A 22,347-nucleotide genomic window follows, 5' to 3' on the forward strand; every position below is an offset into this window, starting at 1 on the left:
TTTTAGATTAAGATGAGTTTAACCGGAGTATGAAAGAAAATAAAAAGCGTATTTTAATTTTAGGAGCGGGTCTCATGCAGGGGCCTGCAATAAGGGCAGCAAAAGAGTTGGGCTGCGAGGTCATTGCCGTAGACGGAAACCCGAATGCGGTTTGTGCAAAAGAAGCCGACAAGTTTTTTCCGATAGATTTAAAGGATATTCCCGCCCTCATAGACCTTGCAAAAAGCTTAAAAGAAAAGGGCCTACACGGAGTCTTTACCGCAGCTACGGACTTTTCCGTATCGGTTGCAGCTATTGCAGAAAGCTGTTCTCTTCCCGGGCACAGTTTGGAAGCCGCCCGCCGTGCAAGCGACAAGGTTTTAATGAGGGAGTGCTTTGAAAAGCACGGCGTTCCTTCTCCTAAGTTTACCCATATTTTTAAAAACGAAATAGATGAGGCTCTTCAAATCTTAAAACAAAAAGCCATTCCCTTCCCTATTACGGTAAAGCCTGCCGACAACATGGGAGCGCGGGGCTGCCGCTTGGTCTATTCTCAAGATGAATTAAGACCGGCCCTAGAAGATGCGGTAAACTTTTCGCGAAGCGGAAAAGCTATAGCCGAAGAGTTCATCGAGGGTGAAGAGTTTTCGCTTGAAGCCCTCGTTATAAACGGAGAGATTTTTTTAAACGCCCTCGCTGACAGGCACATTTTTTTTCCGCCCTACTTTGTCGAGATGGGACACACGATTCCGTCGATTAAGAGCAAGGAAGAATGTGATGAGCTTATAAGAGTTTTTTTCCTCGGAATAAAAGCCTTGGGACTTACAAACGGGGCAGCCAAGGGAGACATCTTTTTACGAAAAGCCGATCCCCAAAAAAACGGCAAACGGACTGCCTGTGTAGGAGAAATTGCCGCCCGTCTTTCAGGGGGCTACATGTCTGGCTGGACGGTTCCCTATTCTTCGGGCTTTAACGTAACTAAGGCCGCCGTCAAAATAGCCTTAGGCGAACCCGTAGATGAACTTCCAAAATACGAAGCCGCTCACTTTAGTGCAGAACGAGCCGCTCGATTTAGTGCTGAACGAGCTTGGATTTCGGTGCCGGGCATCATAAAAAAAATATACGGGCTTGAAGAAGCAAGGAGCACAAAAAACATAAAAGATGTTTTACCCCGCCTTTTTGAAAAAGATGAAACCGTTTTTCCTAAAAACAATGTAGAAAAATGCGGCAATGTCCTAAGCTCTGCGGAAAGCTATGATGAGGCAGTTAAGGCGAGCATGGAAGCCGTACAAAAAATCTTTTTGCGGCTTGAAAGAGCAAACAACAAAACGAATCTTTTTTTTGAAAAGACAAATTCTTCGATAACCGTGCAAGGCAATTATCCTCCGAACTTTTTTAAATTCCCTGAAGATGACAGCACAAAGGAAATTAAAAACAAGGCTTTTGATGAGCTATTAAAAAATTCCATTTTGATGGAAGAAGATAAAATTCTTTATCCTTCGTTCTTTAAGGATTTTTTAGATAGAGCCTTGGATATGCACGGCCTTTCTATTCGGGAAGCAATAAAACAATCCTTTTTCCTTGAACCGAAGTTAAAAGAAAAGATGCTCAGACTCCAAAATATAGGTGAACCTTTAAACCAGAATCTTGTTTTGTGGTGGAAGTATTTTATACGCGGCAGCCGCCAGGGGCTCATCTATTATCTTGATACCGAATTAAATGATTAATCGGAACAAGCTCAAAGAATGGTAGATTTTTAATTTCTATGAAGGGCACGGCGGATTTGCCGGCCGAGAGGCGGCAAATCCTGTGAAGATACCGTTGTACAGAACGTACAACGGTAAACCGAATTACTTAATCGCTTGCGCTCCGAAACCTTTTACTGCACCGAACAGTTTTACGGCATCATCTTGCGGATATTTGTTTGCAAACATAGACACGTCGGATTGGACTGTCATCGTTTGGTTCATCCCCATTGCACGCCTGAACTCATTGGCGGGAGAATTCGGGTCATAGTCCGTTTTTTCTTTATAAGTAGCATTCAAAAAACCGGCCAAATATGCCTTATTTAACACATTTTTAAGCGAAGCAATGTCTTTTAACTCTTCATTGCCTTCTGCACTGTTAAAACGGTCGAGATCGTCAAAGTCTTTTACCCATACGTACTCGAAGGTTCCTAAGCCAGGCAGGGTTACATCCGCTTGTTTGTTCATAAAAAAACGGTTATTGTCCATAAGCACCTTTCGCCCATTTTCCATTGAAGCGGGACTATCGATACGGCAGCGGTCTACTGCAGAAAGACAAGACAGCCCAATAATATTGTGGTGTATATTTACCTCAACCTTTGTCATAACGCGGAAACCGTAGCCCATATCTTCAAAAGCATGAGTACGCGGCCACGTAAATAAGACCGTGTTATATGCGAACTCCACCGTTATGGCATTCGGTTTATTTTCTTTTCCCCATATTTCACAGGCAGCCATTGCATTTGCAGTAAATACGTTGTTCAAAATTTTAACATTGCCTGTTCCTCCAAACTGAATGGCAAAATTGGAAGCATTGTTGAATACGCAGTTTTGAATAAGCACATCGCATTTCATAATGCTGCCGCCGAATATAGCCTTTTCCGTTGTAATGGATTTTTCATTACCATTCACACCTTGACCCGGCGGTAAAACAAGCATACCTGTTTCTACCCCCTGAGGCTTACCCTTTGTGGGATGATACCCGTTTGAGAGTCCTTTATCGAAGATGATACCGTCAATTACGAGTTTTTTACCCTCACCGTTTTTAATGTCGAACTCCATTGCCTTGTTGGCTCTGCCTGTTCCGTTTGAAGAGGCCGGCGGCATAACAAGGGTGCGGTATTTTAAAACATCCCGTTTGGAAAAATCTTTGGAATATCCGCCGTAAATTTCGACTGCTTTTTGTATCATGATAAAACCCTTGTCGCGAACGCCGTAGTAATTGCCTTCGGCAACATAGATTTTATCGCCCGCCTGAACCTTTTCGGCAGCCTTCTCGATATTCTTAAAGGGGGCATCTTTTGTACCTGCATTTCCGTTCTTACCGGTTTCTTTTGAAACGTAGTATTCCGCAGCTGTTAGGTTTGCTAAAACAAGAACAGCCAGTAAACAGGCTATTATTCCTTTTTTCATTTTGTAACTTCCTTATTACGGCTCTGTTACATTTCCTTGTGCGTCAAGATAGTACACAGGGATAGCAACAACCGGCTCGCGATCGCTTCGCCATTTTGATTGAAGTCCTCTCTGAAGCGGGCTGTAATAATAAGCCTTCGAGCTTGCTTCACAGTGGGATGTCCAAAAGTCTTTGCTGGTAAATTGAGCTATCTTTTCGGCCTCGTCCCGTGAGGGGAGCCAGCCTCCTCGTGAAATGCAGTACATAACAGCGCTATTCTTTACCGTATGAGTTTTGGAACCGTTCGATTCGAATTCTCTTTTTAAGAAAATACTGTTCTCTTTTCCGTCCCCCATACCTGAGGATAGATTCTTTATGCTTATATGCCGTGAACTATCAAGATCCCATGGCATCGGGTCTGACGGAGTTCCCATTGCAAGAAATCTCCATGAGCCTCTACCGGTATTTTCCCATACGATAGTCTTGTCTCCAACTCTATCACCGACAGAAAGAGACCTTGACGGTCTATCCGGTGAAGCGGCCAACCCCTCCAAAAAAGCACAGCCCGAGAAAAGCAGTACAATCAGTGCAGCTGTGATAAGCATCGCAACTCTTGTTTTCCTGTTTGTTTTCATTATAATCTCCTTATAAATGTTTTTTTTCATGCGTAATTGAATTATCAATTTACACATGCGTTACTATATAGTATACCCCGCTTCCCCGTAAATTTCAATCTTTCGTGGAGGTTTTTTCGTTTTTTTGCTTTTTGGAGCATTTATTTTAAGCAGTGTAAATAGCACTGTTTAAATCGAAATAACGGACACTCCGTCTGAGGCTTGGCAGGCAAAAAATGAAGCGGTAAAGCCGGTATTTTCAGTGTAGGCCTTCCCTACTCTTTCGGCAAATTCTTCAAAGCCGTCCTTGTGTACAATGGCGATAGCACAGCCCGAAAAACCAGCACCTGTCATTCTGGCACCGATACAGCTTTTTTCTTTTATGGCTGCAAAGAATAGGGCATCCAGTTCTTTGCCGGTAACTTCGTAATCGTCTTTTAATGAAAGATGGGATTGGTTTAAGGAAGCGCCTAAAAGTTTTAAGTCCTTATTTTTTAATGCTTCGGCACTCCGCCTTACCCTATCCATCTCGGTAACGCAATGCCTTACCCTGCGGAAAAGTTTTTCTCCCAAATTGGAAATCAGATCTTCTTTCAATTTTTCAAAATCGGAAACACTTAGATCGCATAAAAAATCTATGTCCGTTTTTTTCTGTAAAAAGGCAAGAGCTTTTTCACAGTCTTCCTTTCTTTCATTATATTTTGATTCCGTCAATTTACGGGGCTTATTGGAATTCATGATTACAATTCGGTAGGGCTCGGTTTCAAGAGGAATGTACTCATAGTTCAAGGAAGATGTATCTAAAAGAATGGCCTGATTTTTTTTACCCATGGCAATAGCGAACTGATCCATAATTCCGGATTTAAGACCTAAGAATTCGTTTTCGACCCGCCGGCCGGTCTTTGCAAACTCAATGCCGTCAAGCTCAAAACCGAAGGCATGAGAAATAATTTTACCGAAACAAAGTTCCAAGGCCGCCGAAGAAGAGATGCCGCTTCCTTGCGGAATATCGCTTGTAATTAAAAGCTCAAATCCCGTATCAGCCTTCAAACCTCTTTCTTTTAAAAACAAAAACATGCCGTTTAAATAGTTTGCAAAATCATTTTCTTTATCAAAGCCCAAATTTCCATCAAGCTCAAATTCAAAAATTTTTTCCGTCTTCATCGAGCGGTAAAGTATTTTTTTATCCTTTCTTTTGCGCAGGGCAATCCTTAAATATAAATTAACCGCAGCTGGCAGCACAAGGCCTCCGTTATAATCTATATGTTCACCTATTATATTTATCCGTGCAGGAGCAGCTGCAAAAATAATTTTTTCTTCCGAATTACCGTAAAAAGAAATGAAGCTATCTTTTAAGGCCTCTAAGGTAGTATCTTGTTTTAAATTCAAAGTCTTCCTCCTAAGGCACAAAGCCTTTCCAAATAATTAATAATTCTATATTAAAAAAAATGCTTTGTCGATAGGTTTAAAAATTTATTGACTTGAATTTTTATAAAAACTAATATAGTATTATACACAGGGAGGTTTTAAATGTCAGACTTAGCATTTTCAGATTTTACTAAACAAATTTCATCTCTTTCTTATGAACAAACTATAATCCTAATGGAAAAGATGTTGGAAAATTTACGGAAAAAAGCTTCGAATCCTACAGCCGAAAATGATTACAAAAAAATAGAAGATGTTATCACTAAAACTTCTATGAACTCTATGTGGGAGGCTCTTAAAAATGACACGTGGTGAAATTTGGCGGGTGGATTTCGGCATACCTGTAGGGAACCTTCCGGCCTACAGGCGGCCTGTTAATAAATATTCCTTCATTGAAAAAATATCAAAAATTAACGAAGACTCATATAAAAAAATAGTTAATGCAATAAATACTTTTATTTCGTAACAAACATTTTACTTCTCGGCATAGATAAGGCTGCTTTGAATGTAGGTTTTTATTTCCAAGCCATGACCCCATTTTTTTGCGTATTCGTCGGAGACTTCTTTAGAACTTATGCTGATATTGATAAAGCCGATTTTTTCAAAGGCTGCTTTTATCTGCTCCGCAGACCAAGCTCCTCCCACTCAGGTCTTTACCATATTGGGATCGGAAACCCATTCTTTAGGCAGAGCCTTTTTTAGAGTAATGTCCGAAATAGCAACCCGTCCCCCTTTGCGGAGACAACGGTATATTTCGGAGTAAACTCTGTATTTATCTGTAGACAAATTTATCACGCAATTACTCATGATAAGATCTATAGACCTATCAGGAAGCGGGATATTTTCAATTTCACCAAGAATAAATTCACAATTTGTAAAGCCGTTTTTTAAAGCTATTTCCGAAGCTCTTCGGATCATAGTTTCAGAGCCGTCAAGTCCGAAAACCTTTCCATTGTTACCCACTGCCTTTGATGCTATAAAACAGTCAAGACCTCGTCCGCAGCCTAAATCAAGAACCGTTTCATTTAAGCGTGGTTTGGCAGCTTCTTGCGGATTGCCGCAGCCAAGCCCTAAGTCTGCTTCTTTAGGGATTCCGGCCAGGTCTTGAGCGGCATAGCCTATTGAGGCAGTTATCTTTTCAGCCTCTCCGTTTACCGAAAGGTTTTCCTTGGCCAAATTTTCATAGTGCTCTTTTACAGCATACTTAATTGCATTTTTATTGTAATTATTTTTATCGTCACTCATTCAAATTACTCCCTATTTTTTCTTTAGATATTTTACGCTGTCCAAGGCAACGGCGGCAATGATGATAAAGCCCTTAAATACAAATTGCAAGTTTGTATCTATTCCTAAAAAGGTCAGGCAGTAGGTAAGGCTTGTAAAAATAATAACGCCTATTACGGCACCGCTGATTTTTCCTATACCTCCGTTAAAGGAGATGCCTCCGACTACGCAGGCGGCAATGGCATCAAGTTCATAGCCTTGTCCCGTTCCTGCACTTGCATTAGCCCTAAAGGCTTCGAGGAAGGAGCCCACACCGTAAAATACTCCGGCCATAATAAAAACGCCCATAGTAACCTTAAAAACGCTGATACCGCTGACGGCTGCAGCCTCAGAGTTTCCTCCTACGGCATACATATTTTTTCCGAATACGGTCTTATTCCAAATAAACCATGCTATTATAATCGCAATTAAGGCGGGAATTATGAGCTTAGGAAGAGTAATCATCTCATTATTTACAATTCCCAAAATCCACCGTCCGCCGAGCAAGTCCTTTACCTCATTATCGATTGAACCTACGGGAGTTCCGCTCGTACCGAAAAATAAAAGACCGTAGATAATTAACTGGGTCGCAAGGGTTGAAATAAAGGGATGAATCTTAAGCCTAGCCGAAAAAACGCCGGCAAAGGCACTAAATAAAACGCAAAGCAATATTGAAAGCCCAAGCGAAAGAATCAAACGCCAAACCATTGGCATGGCCGTAAAATCCCAAGGGCCGAGACCAAAAAAGGTTACTATGTTAAGCCCCGGATGTAAAATCAAACCTGTAATAACCGAACCGAGGGCAACCATTCTTCCTATACTCAAGTCCGTACCGGCCAAAAGAATGAGCCCTGCAACACCGAGAGCATAAAACATTCTGGTTGAAGCCTGCTCCAAAATTGTAAAGATATTGGGAAGCGATAGAAGATTTCCGTTTCCCGATAGGGGGGCTACAATTATACAGATAATAAAGAAAACCAAAATTGCAAGATAAAGACCGTTACTCAATAAAAAACTTGAAAGCTTAAACTTGTAAATATAATCCTTAAAATTTAAAACCATGTTTTCTTTAAGATTTGTTCTTCCATTTCTTAAAGAAATATTTTTTTGAACATGGTCTATGTAGGCTTGATTTTTTGCTTCTTTAGAGGTTGCAACGGCATCCCTGTATTTGTTCTTTGCCTCAGCAAAAGAAGAATTAATCTGAAACTTTAAAACATTGAGCTTGCGGTTAAGCTCGGCAGAATCCTTTGTTTCGGCAAAATCGTCATAGGCCTCTTTTTTTGCAGCTTCGTTTTCCTGCAGAATAGAAACTTTTTGATTTTCATAATCAATCTTATACTGTTTTTGCTTTTGATTTTCCGACTTTATAAAATCCCTTATATTATCTTTAAAGAGTTTATTTGAATAAGCAACAGCCTCGGCTGCAAGTTTCTTTTCGGCATCCTTGTTTTCAAGAGCCGTTTTCTTTGCTTCTTCAATTTCTTTTTTATATTCTTCAATAGAAGAAATTTTTACGGCATCGTCTATCAGGCGGTTCTTTTTAAGAGCATAGATATGATTTTTTAAAGAAGCTATTTTATCGACCCCGTCCTTGCGAAGCTCTTGAAGAGCTCTGCCGTAGTCGGCAAGTTTTGCATCTTCGTTAAAAAAACTAAAGTCTACTTTTTCATTGTTCTTATTTTCCATACAACATACTCCTTAAAATAGTTCCTACAAATACTTGGCCGAAAGCCTGAGCAGAGTTTCCTGATCGGTTTCTTTTGTGTTTACGATACCAGCAAGGCGACGGTTGGACATGACGGCTATGCGGTTCGTGATACCTAAAATTTCGGGCATCTCGCTCGAAACAACTATTATGGTTTTTCCCTCTTTTGCCATCTTGATGATGAGCTGATATATTTCGTATTTGGCCCCTACATCGATACCGCGGGTAGGCTCATCCATCAAAAACACATCGGGTGAACGCTCCAGCCATTTTCCGATTATAACCTTTTGCTGGTTTCCACCGCTCAAGGCCGAAATACTTTGATCAGCCGAAAGGCACCTCGTCCTCATAGTTTCAATTTCCCTGTTTGCGGCCTCCCGTATTTTACGCTTTGATAAGACCCCGATGGTTTTATAATTATTCAAATTGGTAATTACCGTGTTAAATTCTATTGTGTCCTTGCCGAACATTCCGTTTAGTTTACGCTCTTCGGTCAACAGAGCAAAGCCATGAGCCATGGCCTCTTTACTGCTCTTAAATTTAAGATATTTATCGTTTATACTTATGCTCCCCGATTCTATAGTGCGGATACCGAAGAGGGCTTCCAAAAGCTCGCTCCTCCCTGCCCCTACAAGCCCGTAAAGACCTAGGATTTCTCCCTTCCTTACGGTAAAGGAAATATCTTCAAGCACGGGTGCATATTTTGTTTTTAAGTTTTCTATTTTTAAAAAATCTTCTCCGGGGACATTATCCACATCGGGGAAACGCTTATCCAGAGAGCGGCCTACCATGGCCGAAATAATTTCGTTCATATCCGTTTCGGCTACGGGCTTTGAAAGAATCATCTTACCGTCCCGTAAAACGGCAACCTCATCGCAAACCTCAAAAACCTCATCCATCTTATGCGAAATATAAATAAATGAAACGCCTTTTTTTTGTAAGGCTCTTATTATCGAAAAAAGTTTTTTTACCTCCCTCTCGGTTAAAGAAGATGTCGGCTCATCCAATACGATGAGCTTTGCGTTATAGGAAACAGCCTTCGCTATTTCAACCATCTGCCGCTGTGAAACAGACATGGTACGCATTATTGTTTTGGGATTAACATTCATATTGAGCGAAGCAAAAAGAGAACTTGCAGATTCAAACATTTTTATTTCGTCAACAATCCCGAAGTTGGTCGGATAGCGTCCTAAAAATAAATTATCTGTAACGGTTCTGTCAAGACAAAGATTCAGTTCTTGATGAACCATAGCAACTCCGCTTTCAAGAGCTTCTTTAGGATTTTTAAATTCGATTGATTTGTTTAATAAAGAAATGGAGCCCTCATCCCGTGTGTATATACCGAAAAGGCACTTCATCATGGTGGATTTTCCTGCTCCGTTTTCGCCCATAAGTCCCATTACGGAGCCTTGTCTTACAGTCAGATCTATACCGTCCAAAACCTTATTCTTTCCGAAAGATTTTGAAAGGTTCTTTATTTCAAGAACTACATCACTCATCCCAAAGATCACACTCCTTTAAAAGCCCCCTGTTTTGATTTTAAGGCGGGAAGAAAACTCCCGCCTTAAAAAACCATCAAAGATTAATGGCAATCTTAAATTTAAGATTCATTAATACTTTAACTTGTCGGTGTAGTTTGAACCTGAGTTCGTTTTAACCATGTTTACGGCAAAGGCATCAAAGTTGTTTAGGTTTGTAAATTTATCCAAACAGCTTGATTCGTTTTGTCCGTCTCCCTGAACGATTGTCAATTCAATGTTCAAAAGAGGAGCATAGTATTTTAATGCAGGCAAGTATGAAGAAGAAAGAAAATTATCGCCTGAATTATAAATAGTTAAAAGAACCTTCTTTTTGGGAGCATTTGTCTGCTTAATTCCGGCATCCCTTGTTCCGCCGAGGTAGTTCTCGTAGTTGGCCTTTGTAACACCTGAGTTTGCAGCCATAACAGCTTTTACATCAGCCCAGTACTGAACAGGAGCTGAAATTTTATTGCCGTAAGAGTCTTCGGCTGTGATACCCTTGGTGTATACATCTGTTCCGGTTAAACCATCGAGCAGGTTGCGCAAAACCTGTAAGGTTGCTGTTGCCTGAGCATCAACGTTCTGAGAAACCGTACCGGTAAGAAGCCCTTTGCCTACAGCTTCGATAGCATCTGCGTTTGCATCATATCCGAAAATCGGAACACCTGCAGGATAGTTTGAGGCCTGTAAACAGCCCATTGCCATACCGTCATTGTTTGAAACAACCATATCGATCTGATCTGCAAACTTTGTTGCCCATCCGCCCATGGCCTCTGTTGCAGCATTGGCATTCCATGTAGAACCGTCGGTTCCTGTCATAGCCTTTCCTTCAAGCTCTACAACATCGAAGGTTTTTCCTGCAATAGTAATTGAACCCTGCTTTGTTTTACCGGGGTCGGTAGAACCTGCCCAAGTTCCCAAAGCCTTTCGGATACCCTCAGTTCTAGCCTTTGAATCGTTGTGGCCTACGTCACCGATGCAAAGAACATAACCGATAATACCGTCGCCGTTTCTGTCAAGTGAAGCTTCTGCCGATGCAAGAAAATCTGTAATAAGTTTTCCCTGAACTGCGCCGCCGCCTGCAGCATCAAAACCTACATAATAGGTCTTGTCGTTCCAGTTCATAGAGGTCATATCGATTTCTCCTGTTGTCGGGTCTGAAGGCTGTCTGTTAAAAAAGACGAGAGGTTTATTCTTGTTAAGAACTGCACTTCCGCTTCCGCCGCAGCTTACAACAAAAATAGCCGACACAATAAGAAGCCCAAAAAAAACAATTTGTGCAAATTTAGAAAAAGATCTCATAAATACGCACCTCCTAAAATATAATTTTAAATAAGTATATTATATTTTATAAAATATGTCTACATAGCCTTAAATCCTTTACCTAGAAACAATTTTGAAAAACTGATATAATTCGACCTATGATTATTGATAATAAATACAGTGTACGTCATAAGATTCTCACAGGAAACATAGACGGAAAATGCAGGGCTACACCCATGGAATTTGCGATTTTGATGCAGGAATTGGCGGCAGGTCATTACAGCACGACAGGCCTTTCCGTTCCGCATTTGCAAAAAATGGGCTTAACATGGGTTATCACAAAACAGCATTTTGAAATTACCGAATACCCTCTTTGGATGGATGATTTAATCGTTCAAACTTGGGCTCAGCCGCCTAAGGGCTTTTTTTGCTTTAGGGATTTTGCCTTCTTTTATGCAAAAAACGGAAAAAAAACTTCTATCGATGAGGCTTTTGAAGAAAAATGCCGTATCGAAGAAGGAAGAGAAAAAAGCTTATCTATAGAAGAAGAATTTAAAGAGCTTAAACAACCTATCTTTCGTGCAAGTTCTTGTTGGGTAATATTGAACTCAGAAACAGGACAGCCTGTAAAGCCGGATGAAAAAACTATGGGAAATTTAGCCTTTAATGAAGATCACTTGGAAGGCAAGGTGTTTGCAAAAATTCCTGCATGCGAAAACCGGGATACCGAAGAAAGATTCCGGCCCAACCTCTTGGATATAGACATGAATTCTCATGTAAACAATTTAAACTATTTAAGATGGATTCTGTCATACATGGATGCAGACTTTTGTAAGGGAAAATTATTAAAGACCCTTGATACCAATTTTGTTTCATCGGCCATGTACGGAGAAGAGCTTATATGCAGATCAAGCCGATCGGAAAATATCTGCATTCATTCCATAATAAGGGCAAAAGACGGAAGCGAGGTATTTAAAGCTCGCTCAGAATGGGCTGACGAAAATGATCTTTCCCGAACACTAAATTTATCTGACTAAACCGAAGCGGGCTCTGGGAAAAAGAATTAGATTTACCGTTCCAAGCATTCTTGAAGAATGAATATAGCGGGGTGCTACATTTGTTACAAACATCATCGACATGGCATCATCCTTGTTAAGGGCTTCCAAGTGGTATTGATATTCATGCCTCATATCCGTGGAATTAAAACGGTTATCCCCCATCATAAAATAGCAGTTTTCGGGGATGAACTCTTCTTCACCCTTAGGGAATTCGTCCATGTTTCTTTGAGATGAGAGGGCTAAATAGTAGAGGTATTCACCGAGCTCGTTTATAATAGCTTGGCGTTCCGCATCCGAAGAAAAAACCGCATCACTGACATTAGCCTTATAAAGTTCGGCATTCCGTACAAGGAGCTTTCCAAATCCGAGTTTAATAAGAACATTGAGTTGAGCATTTCTCATCTCATATAAGTTGTAGGAATTTTTTTCGGCAGATTTTTTCCATGAAGTTAAAAAGTTTTCAAACCACATAAGCCCGCCGTCCGTCGTCAAAATCTTTGAGGCTATCACTTCGTTATCTCTGGCCATTTGAGTAACAAGGTACTGACCTTTGCTTAAAAAATCTTTGGCCGAAAACACCTTATCGGGCTTAGACTTTATTTCTTTCATCTTTTTAATAAGGGCAAGGGCTTCCTTTTCGGCCTCATCGAAATCAACCTTTGCCCGCCAAGCCTCTACCGATTGAAGGCGGTTTAAATCTTCGGTATTCATTTTTATGTCTTTTACATATTTTAAGCTTGACCGGGGCAGCTTGGATAAATCCCAAACGGCATAAGCACTTTCATCAAGGGCTTTAAAATCCTTTTCTCCGGCTTTTTTTATGTAGAGCACTCCATCTACAAGCATTAACTTTTCTCCGCTTAAGCCCACAATCCTTTTTACCAAGGGGTCAGCCTTGATCTTTCCGTTTTCATCCTTATTGATATTTACCGTAGTGAGGGTCAGGTACTGCACCAGCTGAGATGCAAAAAATTTAAGCTCGTTATTCGGGTCATCTTCATAATGAGGATTGCGGATTATAACCACATCCCCCCTCTTATAATTATAAATTTGAGGAAACCGGAATGAAGAAAGAGGAAAGGTCGGCCCTGCAGCAACTTTAAAGCCTGCGACCCTGTCCCCTATCATAAACTGCTGAACCATAGATTCCGAAGGAATAACATAGAGCTGCAAAACAAAAACGGTAAAAAGGAGAACTACACAGGCAGCCTGCAAGATGGAATCGGCCCAATCTAAAATTTCCGAAATAAGAGAACGTTTTTTCTTAGGTATCGCGGGCAATTCCGGAAAGTATTTCGGCAGCCTCTTATCCTTTAATCTAAACAAAAGCACTCTATTATAAATAACTAAGGCAAACCAATAGACGGCTAAAATTGCATCAAGCACAGACCTATCCTGTTCGGCTTGAACAGCCCTGGATATAATAAAGCAAGCCATAAAAATATACGGCACATATTCCATAGTTTTACGCATTATGAACAAGTCTCTCACGGTCTTCTTTTTAAAAAAAGAAAATATACAAAAAGCCATCCAAAGAGAATAAGCCGCACCTAAGACCACTGCAATCACAGCAATACTTGAGGCATTTTTTATAATTAGTAAAATTGAAAATAAAAAACTTAAAACCGGTTCCGCATAAAAAAGGATAGACATGAAAACTCCTAGTAATTTATATAAACAGCTTATAAAAACATCAGCTTTTAAAAGCGGCCCTATTGCTATCTAAACAAAATCAAGGCCCATAAGAAACAGAGTATATCACTTTTTTGTATTTTATGCTAGAGTTCGAGCGTTTTAAAAAAAATCCGGCCTATAGATTTTTTTAAGCAAAAGGGGTAAAATAAACGCCTTAAAAAGTTTTTATTGGAGTTGATAAAATTATGAAGATGACGCAGATGTATATGCCTACCTTACGAGAAATCCCGAATGAGGCTGTTGTTGAAAGTCACAAGCTGCTTTTGCGGGCAGGAATGATAAGAAATTTGGCTAACGGGCTTTTTGCCTATTTGCCCCTCGGCTTAAAAGCCTTTAGAAAGGTAGAAAAAATTATCAGGGAAGAAATGGATGCAATAGGCTGTCTCGAATTTAAGCCTCCCGTAATTGTTCCGGGTGAAATTTGGCAAGAATCGGGAAGATGGGACTCGATGGGGCCTGAACTTTTGCGTATTAAAAACCGCCTAAATCAAGAATTGGTAGTAAGCCCTACGGACGAAGAAGCCTTTACTGCTCTTTTAAAGAATGAGTTGTCTTCCTATAAGCACTATCCTGTTTTGGCTTATCAAATAAATACAAAATACCGCGATGAAATCCGCCCCCGATACGGACTTATGAGAACCCGCGAATTTACTATGAAAGATGCCTATTCTTTCCATACAAACGATAAAAGTTTAGACGAAGCCTATCTCAGCTTTGAAAAAGCTTATATAAAGATTTTTAAGCGCTGCGGTCTTACGGTAATAGGAGTAAAGGCCGACTCAGGTGCTATGGGAGGAAGCGGTTCTCAGGAGTTCATGGTAGAATCTTCCGTTGGTGACGACACCCTCCTCATCTGCCCTTCTTGCGGCTATGCAGCAAATGAAGAAAAGGCAGCCTGTGCGCCCGATAAACAGCCGGAAAACGGAAATACCTCCCAAGATTCAACCCCGGTTATGGAAGAAATCGATACGCCTGATGTGAGGACAATAGAGGCCTTAGCTTCTTTTTTAAAAAGGCCCAGTGATTGCCTTATTAAGGCCTTAATTTACCGTATAGAGAATTCCGAAGTCCTTGCTGCAAAGACAGCGGACAATAAGCATAAAAACGGTATTGATGGGGGACAGCTGGTTGCGGTTTGTATAAGGGGTGACTTGGAAGTAAACGAAGCAAAGTTAAAATCTGCTCTTAAAGCATCTGAAGCCGTTCTTACAAGTGATAGAGAGGTAGAAGAAGTTACGGGAACTGTTATAGGTTTTATCGGCCCAGCAGGTTTAAAAAATATTCCGATCATAGCCGATGAAAGCGTTATGCTGATGCACGATACGGTAACCGGAGCCTTAAAAAGGGATAAGCATTTAATTCATGTAGAACCTTTACGGGATTTTACCCCCGATTATATCTTTGACCTCCGCACGGTAAGGGCCGGAGATAAGTGTGCGGTTTGCGGTACCGCCCTTTACACCAAAAAGGGAAACGAACTCGGACACATCTTTAAGCTGGGATATAAATACACAAAGGCTATGAATATGACCTATCTCGATGAAAACGGAAAACAACAGCACCCTTCCATGGGCTGCTACGGCATAGGTCTTGATCGGCTTACAGCTTCAATTGTCGAAGAACACCATGATGAAGACGGAATAATCTGGCCCATGACTATCGCCCCCTTCCAAGTTGCTATAGTTCCCATAAAATACGAGGGAGAAATGCAAAAGGAAGCCGACCGTCTCTACGAAGAATGCAAAAAAAGAGGAATTGAAGCCCTCTTAGATGACCGAAAAGAAAGGACAGGCGTTAAGTTTAAGGATATGGACCTTATAGGCATTCCGATAAGGCTTGTAGTCGGCGAAAAAAATCTTCCCAATATCGAATTTAAGCTTAGAAAGGCGGGAGAAAGCAGCTTAATCGATAAAGACAAGGTTGTAGACTTAGTTGAAAAAACCGTAAAAGAAGAACTTGCAAAATTAAACTAGAGGATTTTTAAATGAAAAAAATTTTAAGTTTTGGTTTTCTACTTTTTTTTCTCTTCACGGCAGAAGGTTTTAAGCTCATAGCCGAAGAAAAATCGGCATGGGAGGGAACGGAATCGGGAGATTACCTTATTTATCAGGACCTTTCGTGGAAAGAACCGACATGGGCCGGCTTTTTATATTACAACGATAATACGATAGGCAGTTTTGTATACACTTCAAACGGAAGAACTGTTGCAAAAGTTCTATTTAGCGGGGAAATTCTAAACGGAGAATTCGTAATTACAGGCCAAAACAATATTTCGGGTATTAACACCGATCCGGCCTACACCTATGCGGTAAACTATCTTATGGGAATGCTCCCGAAACTCTACGCGTGGAAGTCTCAAAATTTGATTGAAAGCCTTATAATAAAAACCGGTTCTAAAATAGTAGATGAAGAACAATTCGGAGGGGAAAGCGAAGTAAAATTCCAGTCCTACATTCCCCTTTTTCATGTAAAAGAAATTTTAGATTCCAATAAGGAAAAAGCATTTGAGTTGGTCGAAATGGGAAAAATCAGGGACGAAAAAACTTTTTTTGATTTTAAACCTCTCGAAGATGCTAAACCGCTTGAGTCCAAATTCGTTTTAAACTCCAAGGCAAAAAAAGAAACAAAAACTGTTGACGGAGTTAAACTTTCGTTGGACAGCCAATGGAAGCAGATAGCAGACAATTCTTTTTTAATGGGAAACGAAGCTTTTTTAAACATAAATACGGTAGATTTAAAACCTGTCCCTGATATAAGCGGAAAGGAAACCGATTTTTTGATAAGATATTTTTCTTCGTCGGGAGAGGCTTCTAAGGTGCTAGCAAAAAATACAAATATAACAGGTTCCAAGCAAAAATTTAAAATCATAAACAGCGTCTATGATCTTGAAACAAAAAGCGTCAAACACGATATTAAATTGGTAATAAAAAAAGAAAAATCAAAATATACTGTAGTAAGCTTGACCGTCGATAAATCTTCGTATCAAAAATACAAAGACTATTTTGACGGCTTATTTTAAAAATTTATGGAGGTGCAAAATGCAGCAAACTTTAATGGAATATGTAAAAGACATTTTACCTGAAATTGCAAAACACACGATGAAAAATCCGGAAGTTACGCCCGAAAATGTATTACAAAAGGGAAATCCCGCCCTGTCTAAAATTCTTGATGACATGGTAGACGATCTCGCCCTTGAAAATTCGGAGTTTAGGCATCCCGAACACTTGAAAGAATTTTTAGATGAGGTAAATAAGGGAAAAAAAGGCATAATCCTTGCAGAACACTACAGCAATATGGATTATCCGGCTTTTATAAATTTAATGAAAAAAACCGGTACTAAAGGAACGGAGCTTGCCGAAAAATGCATCGCAATGGCCGGGCTAAAACTGGGAGAAGACAATCCATATGTTGCAGCCTTTGCAAGCGCCTATGACCGCATTTATATCTATCCCAGCCGTTCCATCAAATCGATTAAAGACCCTGAAGTTTTGGCAGAAGAATTAAAACGGAGCAAGATGATAAACCTTGCTTCAATGCGGGCACTTGAAAAAGCAAAAGAAGAAGGAAGGGTAATTCTTGTATATCCTGCAGGAACCCGATACCGCCCCGGAAAACCCGAAACAAAAAAAGGTGTAAAAGAAATAGATTCCTATATTAAAATGTCCGATATAATGCTCTTGGTTTCAAGTAACGGAAACTGTTTGCGTATTTCGGATTCGGGAGATATGACCGAGGATACTGTTTGGAAGGATAGGCTCATCTTTGATGCAAGCCCCGTCATAAACTGTGAAGAATATAGAGAAAAAGTAAAGGCTGAACATCAAGACCTTACAGGCATAGATAAAAAGCAGGCCGTAGTTGATCAGGTAATGGCAGACCTTGAAAAGATGCACGAAGCAAACGAAATCGGACGGCTAAACTAAAATAGGAGAAGATTGTGACGCATACGTTCTATGTAGAAGTTCGAAGCTACGAGCTTGACGCTTATAATCATGTAAACAACTCGGTTTACCTAAACTATCTGGAACATGCCAGAATGCAGTTTTTAAAAAAAATAGGTTTTGATTATGTAGGGATGATTGAAGAAGGCTACATGCTCTATGTATCCCACATAGATATTAAATACAAGCACTCTGCCAAACTTTACGATAAACTGGCCATTGAGGTTACTCACATCGATTTGGGTAAGGTTTCCGGAACCTTTTTGCAGGTTATAAAAAATGAAGAAGGTAAAGTCTGTGCAGAGGCAAAGGTAACGTGGGCCTGTGTGGACAGCACCGGACGTCCCGTTAAAATACCCGAAAAATACTTGGTCCCGGGGCTGGAGCCCGAGCTTCAGCCATAAAAAGTTAATTTTAGCTTATTTTTTATTGACTTAATTTCGGCACAGTATTATATTCTATTCCGTCTTAAAAAAATATGGAATTTTGGAGTTTATATGAAATCTATTTTAAAAACATGTTTATTTATTGCTATCCTTTCATCGGTAAATCTCTTTGCGATGGGAGCAAAGGAAATTCCCGATAACGGCAAAAAAAATGTTGCCGTTACCTTCGATGCAATGAAAGAGTTGACTCAGGCAGTTGCAGGGGATAAGGTTAATATTTCGGTTATCATCCCGCCGGGAATGGAAGCTCACGACTTTGAACCAAAAGCTAAAGACCTTGCTTTTTTATCGAAGGCCGATATTTTAATCTATAACGGGCTGGGTATGGAGTTTTGGCTTGATGAAGCCGTAAAAGCGGTCAACAACAAAAAGCTGATTATGGTCGAGGCTAGCAGCGGAATAGAAGCAATCAAGGCGGGACATCATAACCATGATGAACATGGAGAAGACTGCGACTGCGAAGCCTGTGCCGGGCAGCACAAACACGGTAAGGGGCATGAACATTGCCATCACGGAGAATTCGATCCTCATACATGGCTCAGCCTCTCTTCTGCAAAAATTATGGTTAAAAATATTGAAAATGCTCTGACTACGGCTGACCCTGCAAATGCAAAAAGCTATAAAGAAAATGCAAGTAAATACATTGCTGAGCTTGACGAACTTTTAAAAGAATATATCGAGAAATTTTCTAAAGTAAAAAACAAGCACTTTGTAACGGGACACGCAGCCTTCGGATATCTTTGCAGAGATTTTGACTTGAAGCAAAATTCCGTAACCGATATCTTTAATGAAAACGAACCGAATCCGAAAGAACTTGCAAAACTTGTCGAATATTGCAGAGAGCACAATGTAAGGGTTATCTTTACGGAAGAAGCGGCAAGCCCCCTTGTTTCAAAAACACTTGCAACAGAGCTTGGAGCCAAGGTTGAAAAAATTTACACAATCGAAAGCCCTGAAGATAACAAAGGCTATCTTGAACGCATGAAAACAAATTTAATGCGCATATATGAAAATTTAAAATAAAAGGAACGGGCGGGTCTTTTGATTTTTTTAAAGACCGCCCGGCTCTTTTTGTTGGAGAATAAATGAGACATTACTTTAAAAATATATTCCGAATTAAAAGTACCTTTGCCTTGATGTTCTTGTCTTTTTTCTGTATTTTTTTATCGGTATGTAGAATTTTTATAGCAGAAAACTATTTTTTACTTTTTTTGGTCTGGAACTTATTTTTGGCCTTTGTACCATGGCTTATCTCTTCAACGCTATACCTATCAAAAAACAATAACAAAATAATTTTTATTGTTTTTATGACTATCTGGCTTCTGTTTTTTCCCAATGCTCTTTATATTGTAACAGATTTTATCCATCTAAAAACGGCAGCTTCAACAATGCGCTGGTATGATTTAATCCTGTTGTTTTCTTACAGCTTTGCAGGTCTTTTTTACGGTTTTGTAAGTTTGGATTTTATCGAAGCCAAGATTCAAAAACTTTTTAATATAAAGTATCCGCAAATTTTTTCGATTTTTGTGATATATCTTTCAGCTTTCGGCATCTATCTGGGAAGATTTTTAAGGTGGAATTCATGGGATCTTGTAACGAATTTAAGTTCCGTTCTATCAGACCTTTTTTTGCCGATAAAAAATCCCTTTATACATGCAAGAACATGGGCCTTTATTCTTTTACTGGGGACACTCTTTAACCTGCTTTATATATCGTACAAGAGCTTTGGCGAGAAAAAAATTTAAATTTTTAGGATTATTTTACTTGACAATTGCAATAATTATGTTAGAATTATATTAAGAGGGAGATGTGAGTATCCGTCTTAGGCGGTTCAAAGCACAACTCCCATAAGGGGCATGACTTCATGCCCCTTTTTAGTTTTTACTAAGCCTGCCTCGGCTTAGGCCGCAATTTTTATGCCTTATTTCTAATTCTTTAATTCAGCCAAATAGGCCTGCAAGAACTTCCATACACGTTCTACAGAGGCAATGTCCATGTGTTCGTTAGGAGTATGAACATCATACAAATTGGGCCCGAAACTTAAAGCATCGACATTGGGAAGGGTTTTCTTTAAAAGACCGCATTCAAGCCCTGCGTGTATTGCCGTAATAACGGGTTCTTTTTTGTTAAGCTTTTTGTAAACATTGACGGCAGCATCGCGTACAGGAGAATCGGGACTGTACTCCCAAGCGGGATACTCCGAAACCTTTTTGAATTCGGCTCCGCAGTGCTCGGCTTGGATTCTAAGGATATCCACAATTTCATCCAAGGCACTCTTTACGCTGCTTCGTACAGAGGTTGTAAATTTGATTCTTCCATCGATTTCTTCCAAAACTCCGTTATTTAAACTTGTTTGAACAAGGCCGGGAATTTCCATGCTCATATATTGAACACCATTGGGAATACTTGCCATAAAATCAATTAGATTTAAGGTAAGCTCTTTTGTAAACATTTGGCCTGAAGAATTCTGCGTTTCATTTGCCGTAACAGTTAAAAGTTTGTCAACGGCTCTGTATTCGCCCTTAAAATCGGCAGCAAGTTTTTCGACAATCTTCAAAACGGCTTCCTTATTTTCAACCGCTATAACAGCATGGGCATCCTTTGCAATGGCATTGTGTTTTGAACCGCCTGAAATTTCTACTATATTGATTTTTTCGTTTTGCTTGATGTTATACAGAATTCTTCCCAAAAGTTTAATTGAGTTGGCTCTCTGCTTGTTTATCTCGATACCTGAATGTCCTCCGAGAAGACCTCCGACGGTGATTTTTAAGAATGTTCCCTTGGCCGGCTCTTTCTTTATATCGAAAAAAACATTAATATTGGATCCGCCTGCGCAGCTTACCAAAAAGACGCCTTCTTCTTCCGAATCTATATTTAAAAGGCGTGTTCCTTGCAGATGTTCATCGGTAAGAGCCATAGCTCCGCCCATCCCCGTTTCTTCTTCAGTCGTAATCAAAACTTCGAGTGGCGGATGGGGAATATCCTTTGAGTCAAGGACGGTAAGAGCGTATGCGACTGCTATACCGTCATCTCCTCCAAGGGTTGTCTTATCGGCATAGAGCATTTCTCCCTTTACAACGAATTTAATAGGATCCTTTAAAAAATCATGGTTTGAGGAAGCATCCTTCTCACAAACCATATCCATGTGGCCCTGAATAATAACTGTAGGAGATTTTTCATAGCCGGCAGTTCCGGGCTTCTTTATTATAACATTCATAGCCTTATCTTGATGTACTTCAAGATTTCTATCTTTTGCAAATTTTACAAGAAAATCGCTGATAGCTCTTTCGTTTCCCGAACCTCTCGGTACCTGAGAGATTTCGTAAAACCATTTAAATACTTCCTTAGGTTCAGTGTTCTGCAATGGGTTCATTATTACCTCCAAATTATTTATTTTATAGACTAGTAGTATATTATAAAATATAAAAAAAAACAATCAGGATACCGGCAACAGAACAGATAGTCTCAAAGAAATAAGCTGATAAAAAGCGGTTGACAGAAAGATTCCTCTAAGCTAAAAAGCTCTAAGCCATAAATTAAAAGAATCTTTCATCCATTCGGCTACATCCATCCCGTAAACGGATTGTAAAATCTCTCTATTTAAAACCTTATCTTTTTTTCCTGAGGCTTGTATTATCCCGTCTTTTAAAAAAATAAGTTTATCTGCAAATTGAAGGGCTAGGTTTATATCGTGGAAGACTCCGATGACGGCTTTAGCTTCTTTTTTACAAATCTCTTTTAAAAAAAGAATAAGCTCGGTTTGAGCCTTTAAATCCAGATGATTTGTAGGTTCATCCAGTAAGATAAGTTCGGGTTCTTGGGCAAGAGTGCGGGCCAGATAAACACGCTGAAGCTGACCGCCTGAAAGTTCATCTATTTTCTTCTCTCGCAAATTCCAAATGTCTACAGCCCTTAAACATTTTTCTACATAGGCCCTGTCTTTTTTTGAGACTGAAAGAAAAGAGCTGCCTTCTCTATGGGCATATCTTCCCATCATAACGGTATCATAGACGGAATATGAAAAATATATGGAAGAAACTTGACTTAAAACGGCTATTTTTTTTGCTATATCCTTGCGTTTGATATTTTTTAAGTTTTGACCGTTTAAAAGAATTTCACCCGAATAGCCGATAAGACCGGCAAGAGTTTTTAAGAGGGTCGTTTTTCCGCAGCCGTTAGGGCCCAAAACACAAAGGCTGTCTCCTTTTAAAACCGAAAAGGAAATATCTTTTAAAACGGGAGTCTTTGAATATCCGGCATAAACCGATTTTACATTTATTAAAGGATAGTCCATAAA

The 22,347-nt window shown here is 39.8% G+C and carries 21 protein-coding genes; 10 read left to right on the top strand and 11 right to left on the bottom strand.

The features are described from left to right. Positions 1 to 29: 29 nt before the first annotated feature. A complete protein-coding gene (locus tag HGJ18_RS07595; protein WP_253695392.1) occupies positions 30 to 1,706 on the top strand; it encodes an ATP-grasp domain-containing protein in 1,677 nt (558 codons plus the stop codon). Positions 1,707 to 1,829: 123 nt separating this feature from the next. Here the strand turns inward: HGJ18_RS07595 and HGJ18_RS07600 are convergent, their stop codons facing one another. From HGJ18_RS07600 to HGJ18_RS07610, 3 genes are all read right to left on the bottom strand, one after another. Continuing rightward, a complete protein-coding gene (locus tag HGJ18_RS07600) occupies positions 1,830 to 3,137 on the bottom strand; it encodes a right-handed parallel beta-helix repeat-containing protein (protein WP_253695393.1) in 1,308 nt (435 codons plus the stop codon). A gap of 15 nt (positions 3,138 to 3,152) precedes the next feature. Continuing rightward, on the bottom strand, positions 3,153 to 3,752 hold the full coding sequence (locus HGJ18_RS07605) for a hypothetical protein (protein WP_253695394.1): 600 nt from the start codon (positions 3,750 to 3,752) through the stop codon (positions 3,153 to 3,155). Positions 3,753 to 3,920: 168 nt separating this feature from the next. After that, entirely contained in the window at positions 3,921 to 5,120 is a 1,200-nt protein-coding gene (locus HGJ18_RS07610; protein ID WP_253695395.1) for a galactokinase, read from the bottom strand. Positions 5,121 to 5,261: 141 nt separating this feature from the next. On the opposite strand from HGJ18_RS07610, the gene HGJ18_RS07615 reads away from it, so the two are divergent. Both HGJ18_RS07615 and HGJ18_RS07620 read left to right on the top strand, forming a co-directional pair. After that, positions 5,262 to 5,471 carry a hypothetical protein gene (locus HGJ18_RS07615; protein WP_253695397.1) on the top strand — a complete coding sequence of 70 codons (210 nt, stop codon included), beginning with the start codon at positions 5,262 to 5,264 and terminating at the stop codon, positions 5,469 to 5,471. Beyond that, positions 5,458 to 5,622 carry a hypothetical protein gene (locus HGJ18_RS07620; RefSeq protein WP_253695399.1) on the top strand — a complete coding sequence of 55 codons (165 nt, stop codon included), beginning with the start codon at positions 5,458 to 5,460 and terminating at the stop codon, positions 5,620 to 5,622. Before HGJ18_RS07615 ends, HGJ18_RS07620 begins: the two co-directional genes overlap by 14 nt. 8 nt (positions 5,623 to 5,630) lie before the next feature. Here the strand turns inward: HGJ18_RS07620 and HGJ18_RS07625 are convergent, their stop codons facing one another. The 5 genes from HGJ18_RS07625 to HGJ18_RS07645 all read right to left on the bottom strand — a co-directional run bounded on the left by HGJ18_RS07625 (position 5,631) and on the right by HGJ18_RS07645 (position 10,949). Beyond that, entirely contained in the window at positions 5,631 to 5,801 is a 171-nt protein-coding gene (locus HGJ18_RS07625) for a methyltransferase (protein ID WP_253695401.1), read from the bottom strand. Beyond that, positions 5,802 to 6,401: a methyltransferase domain-containing protein gene (locus HGJ18_RS07630; protein WP_253695402.1), complete on the bottom strand. Its 600-nt coding sequence runs from the start codon at positions 6,399 to 6,401 to the stop codon at positions 5,802 to 5,804. A gap of 12 nt (positions 6,402 to 6,413) precedes the next feature. Next, a complete protein-coding gene (locus HGJ18_RS07635) occupies positions 6,414 to 8,108 on the bottom strand; it encodes a galactose/methyl galactoside ABC transporter permease MglC (RefSeq protein WP_253695404.1) in 1,695 nt (564 codons plus the stop codon). Between the two features lie 24 nt (positions 8,109 to 8,132). Next, on the bottom strand, positions 8,133 to 9,626 hold the full coding sequence (locus HGJ18_RS07640) for a sugar ABC transporter ATP-binding protein (protein WP_253695406.1): 1,494 nt from the start codon (positions 9,624 to 9,626) through the stop codon (positions 8,133 to 8,135). 111 nt (positions 9,627 to 9,737) lie between these two features. Continuing rightward, positions 9,738 to 10,949, bottom strand: a complete 1,212-nt coding sequence (locus HGJ18_RS07645; RefSeq protein ID WP_253695407.1) for a substrate-binding domain-containing protein — start codon at positions 10,947 to 10,949, stop codon at positions 9,738 to 9,740. A gap of 119 nt (positions 10,950 to 11,068) precedes the next feature. Here HGJ18_RS07645 and HGJ18_RS07650 point away from each other — a divergent pair, with 119 nt between their 5' ends. Next, positions 11,069 to 11,947 (top strand): acyl-[acyl-carrier-protein] thioesterase, encoded by an 879-nt coding sequence (locus HGJ18_RS07650; protein WP_253695409.1) that lies wholly within the window; start codon positions 11,069 to 11,071, stop codon positions 11,945 to 11,947. On the opposite strand, the gene lepB is transcribed toward HGJ18_RS07650, so the two are convergent. Continuing rightward, a complete protein-coding gene (gene lepB / locus HGJ18_RS07655) occupies positions 11,936 to 13,621 on the bottom strand; it encodes a signal peptidase I (protein WP_253695411.1) in 1,686 nt (561 codons plus the stop codon). The two genes, HGJ18_RS07650 and lepB, sit on opposite strands and share 12 nt — an antisense overlap. Positions 13,622 to 13,848: 227 nt before the next feature. On the opposite strand from lepB, the gene HGJ18_RS07660 reads away from it, so the two are divergent. The 6 genes from HGJ18_RS07660 to HGJ18_RS07685 all read left to right on the top strand — a co-directional run bounded on the left by HGJ18_RS07660 (position 13,849) and on the right by HGJ18_RS07685 (position 19,795). After that, the gene (locus tag HGJ18_RS07660; protein ID WP_253695418.1) at positions 13,849 to 15,636 is read left to right on the top strand and encodes a proline--tRNA ligase; all 1,788 of its coding nucleotides are present in this window, start codon (positions 13,849 to 13,851) and stop codon (positions 15,634 to 15,636) included. 11 nt (positions 15,637 to 15,647) lie between these two features. Next, entirely contained in the window at positions 15,648 to 16,682 is a 1,035-nt protein-coding gene (locus HGJ18_RS07665; RefSeq protein ID WP_253695420.1) for a DUF7954 domain-containing protein, read from the top strand. A 19-nt stretch (positions 16,683 to 16,701) separates the two neighbouring features. Beyond that, positions 16,702 to 17,586: a 1-acyl-sn-glycerol-3-phosphate acyltransferase gene (locus HGJ18_RS07670; RefSeq protein WP_253695422.1), complete on the top strand. Its 885-nt coding sequence runs from the start codon at positions 16,702 to 16,704 to the stop codon at positions 17,584 to 17,586. Positions 17,587 to 17,600: 14 nt separating this feature from the next. Beyond that, complete coding sequence (locus tag HGJ18_RS07675) at positions 17,601 to 18,008, top strand: acyl-CoA thioesterase (RefSeq protein WP_002667986.1); 408 nt, start codon at positions 17,601 to 17,603, stop codon at positions 18,006 to 18,008. A gap of 93 nt (positions 18,009 to 18,101) precedes the next feature. Then, a complete protein-coding gene (locus HGJ18_RS07680) occupies positions 18,102 to 19,073 on the top strand; it encodes a metal ABC transporter substrate-binding protein (protein WP_253695423.1) in 972 nt (323 codons plus the stop codon). Positions 19,074 to 19,135: 62 nt separating this feature from the next. Further along, positions 19,136 to 19,795 carry a DUF1361 domain-containing protein gene (locus tag HGJ18_RS07685; RefSeq protein ID WP_253695425.1) on the top strand — a complete coding sequence of 220 codons (660 nt, stop codon included), beginning with the start codon at positions 19,136 to 19,138 and terminating at the stop codon, positions 19,793 to 19,795. A gap of 182 nt (positions 19,796 to 19,977) precedes the next feature. Here HGJ18_RS07685 and HGJ18_RS07690 read toward each other — a convergent pair whose 3' ends face one another. Next, the gene (locus tag HGJ18_RS07690; protein WP_253695433.1) at positions 19,978 to 21,423 is read right to left on the bottom strand and encodes an aminoacyl-histidine dipeptidase; all 1,446 of its coding nucleotides are present in this window, start codon (positions 21,421 to 21,423) and stop codon (positions 19,978 to 19,980) included. Positions 21,424 to 21,564: 141 nt separating this feature from the next. Next, a complete protein-coding gene (locus HGJ18_RS07695; RefSeq protein WP_002667977.1) occupies positions 21,565 to 22,344 on the bottom strand; it encodes an ABC transporter ATP-binding protein in 780 nt (259 codons plus the stop codon). Positions 22,345 to 22,347: the final 3 nt, after the last annotated feature.

The organism is Treponema denticola, from assembly GCF_024181405.1.
Lineage (GTDB): Bacteria > Spirochaetota > Spirochaetia > Treponematales > Treponemataceae > Treponema_B > Treponema_B denticola_D.

What these genes read in the sequence shown, in the direction of transcription:
- HGJ18_RS07620 (WP_253695399.1), top strand. Translation starts at nt 5,458, where the DNA reads ATGACACGTGGTGAAATTTGGCGGGTGGATTTCGGCATACCTGTAGGG.
- HGJ18_RS07695 (WP_002667977.1), bottom strand. Translation starts at nt 22,344, where the DNA reads ATGGACTATCCTTTAATAAATGTAAAATCGGTTTATGCCGGATATTCA.
- HGJ18_RS07680 (WP_253695423.1), top strand. Translation starts at nt 18,102, where the DNA reads ATGAAATCTATTTTAAAAACATGTTTATTTATTGCTATCCTTTCATCG.
- HGJ18_RS07615 (WP_253695397.1), top strand. Translation starts at nt 5,262, where the DNA reads ATGTCAGACTTAGCATTTTCAGATTTTACTAAACAAATTTCATCTCTT.
- HGJ18_RS07635 (WP_253695404.1), bottom strand. Translation starts at nt 8,108, where the DNA reads ATGGAAAATAAGAACAATGAAAAAGTAGACTTTAGTTTTTTTAACGAA.
- HGJ18_RS07600 (WP_253695393.1), bottom strand. Translation starts at nt 3,137, where the DNA reads ATGAAAAAAGGAATAATAGCCTGTTTACTGGCTGTTCTTGTTTTAGCA.
- HGJ18_RS07690 (WP_253695433.1), bottom strand. Translation starts at nt 21,423, where the DNA reads ATGAACCCATTGCAGAACACTGAACCTAAGGAAGTATTTAAATGGTTT.
- HGJ18_RS07665 (WP_253695420.1), top strand. Translation starts at nt 15,648, where the DNA reads ATGAAAAAAATTTTAAGTTTTGGTTTTCTACTTTTTTTTCTCTTCACG.
- HGJ18_RS07640 (WP_253695406.1), bottom strand. Translation starts at nt 9,626, where the DNA reads ATGAGTGATGTAGTTCTTGAAATAAAGAACCTTTCAAAATCTTTCGGA.
- HGJ18_RS07605 (WP_253695394.1), bottom strand. Translation starts at nt 3,752, where the DNA reads ATGAAAACAAACAGGAAAACAAGAGTTGCGATGCTTATCACAGCTGCA.
- HGJ18_RS07645 (WP_253695407.1), bottom strand. Translation starts at nt 10,949, where the DNA reads ATGAGATCTTTTTCTAAATTTGCACAAATTGTTTTTTTTGGGCTTCTT.
- lepB (WP_253695411.1), bottom strand. Translation starts at nt 13,621, where the DNA reads ATGTCTATCCTTTTTTATGCGGAACCGGTTTTAAGTTTTTTATTTTCA.
- HGJ18_RS07670 (WP_253695422.1), top strand. Translation starts at nt 16,702, where the DNA reads ATGCAGCAAACTTTAATGGAATATGTAAAAGACATTTTACCTGAAATT.
- HGJ18_RS07650 (WP_253695409.1), top strand. Translation starts at nt 11,069, where the DNA reads ATGATTATTGATAATAAATACAGTGTACGTCATAAGATTCTCACAGGA.
- HGJ18_RS07595 (WP_253695392.1), top strand. Translation starts at nt 30, where the DNA reads ATGAAAGAAAATAAAAAGCGTATTTTAATTTTAGGAGCGGGTCTCATG.
- HGJ18_RS07660 (WP_253695418.1), top strand. Translation starts at nt 13,849, where the DNA reads ATGAAGATGACGCAGATGTATATGCCTACCTTACGAGAAATCCCGAAT.
- HGJ18_RS07685 (WP_253695425.1), top strand. Translation starts at nt 19,136, where the DNA reads ATGAGACATTACTTTAAAAATATATTCCGAATTAAAAGTACCTTTGCC.
- HGJ18_RS07630 (WP_253695402.1), bottom strand. Translation starts at nt 6,401, where the DNA reads ATGAGTGACGATAAAAATAATTACAATAAAAATGCAATTAAGTATGCT.